This is a genomic window from Vreelandella alkaliphila (genome assembly GCF_016107625.1).
GTDB classification, from domain to species: Bacteria; Pseudomonadota; Gammaproteobacteria; order Pseudomonadales; family Halomonadaceae; genus Vreelandella; species Vreelandella alkaliphila.
In genome coordinates, this window is sequence record NZ_JABASV010000030.1 from 1 (window position 1) to 1,500 (window position 1,500).

Here is a 1,500-nt window from a genome sequence, read left to right on the forward strand (position 1 = left end):
CGTCGGCGGCTTGGCTGTAGCCGTTCAGGGTCAGCTCGCCGTACTGGGTGGTCAGGCTCTGTGGGGTATCGCCCAGTGCTTCTACTTCGGCTCGGCTGAGTTCGAGGGTCGCCTCATTTCCATCCGCATCGGTGTAGGACAACGTCACCGCGCTATTGTCCTGCAGGCCGTCCAGGGCGGTCAGCGTCAGGCTGGACTCAACCCGAGTGTCATCGGTGTTCGGGGCAGAGCCATCGGCCAAGCCGCTTTCGAATACCACTTGGTCATTGATGTTGCCATCCGGCGTGGTGGCGTCATTATTGTTGGGCACATCGATCGAGACATCCCAATCCACCGGATTCTGATCGTCGTCACTAGCGGTATTGCCTGCTGGGTCGGTGACCGAGGCAGTCACGCTGACACTGGTATCGCCTTCGGCAACCGGTACTTCCACCGTAACGCCATTATCCAAGTCGGACTGGGTGACATCTCGCTCATCGAGGACATTGCCGTTCTTGTCGATGACCACCAAAGTATCGCCTACCTGAGTGCCCTCTTCCAAGGTGACCTGGGCGGTAACGGTGCCGTCTTCACCAATCTCATCCTGGCTGTAGATGCCGTCATCTCCGGCCCCTTGCAACTCGACAGATACCACTGGAGATGTGTTATCGACAGGTTTAGTGTCATCGTCGCTGCTAGTGTTGCCTATCGGGTCGGTGACCGTGGCGGTCACGCTGACACTGGTATCGCCTTTGGCAACCGGTACTTCCACCGTAACGCCATTATCCAAGCCGGACTGGGTGACTTCTCGCTCGTCGAGGACATTGCCGTTCTTGTCGGTGACTACCAAGGTATCGCCTACCCGGGTGCCCTCTTCCAAGGTGACCTGGGCGGTAACGGTGCCGTCGTCACCAATCTCATCCTGGTTATAGGTGCCGTCATCTCCGGCCCCTTGCAACTCGACAGATACCGCTGGGGATGTGTTATCGACGGGTTTAGTGTCATCGTCGCTGCTGGCGTTGCCTGCCGGGTCGGTGACCGTGGCAGTCACGCTGACATCAGTGTCGCCCGGCTCGACTGGCACCTCAACCGTGATGCCATTATCCAGATCGTCTTGTGTGATCGGACGATTAAACAGTTCATTACCGTCTTTGTCGGTAACCACCAAGGTGTCGCCTACCTGGGTGCCCTCTTCCAGGATGACCTGGGCGGTAACGGTGCCGTCGTCGCCGATCTCATCCTGGCTGTAGATGCCGTCATCACCGCTGCCGATCAGCTCGACCGAGACAGCCGGAGATGCGTTATCGACGGGTTTAGTGTCGTCGTCGCTGCTGGAATTGCCCGCTGGGTCGGTGACCGTAGCTGTCACGCTCACATCGGTGTCGCCCGGCTCGACTGGCACCTCAACCGTGACGCCATTGTCCATATCGTCTTGAGTTACTTCTCCGTCAAAGAGAACATTGCCGTCCTTGTCGGTGACCGTCAGGGTGTCGCCCACTTCGGTGCCGTCTTCCAGAGTGA

1 protein-coding gene is annotated in these 1,500 nt (G+C 58.5%); it reads right to left on the reverse strand.

Translation table 11 applies throughout. The features are described from left to right. Nucleotides 1-1,500: hypothetical protein (locus JFC11_RS18825; RefSeq protein ID WP_198350271.1), on the reverse strand; the 1,500-nt coding region annotated here is incomplete at both ends.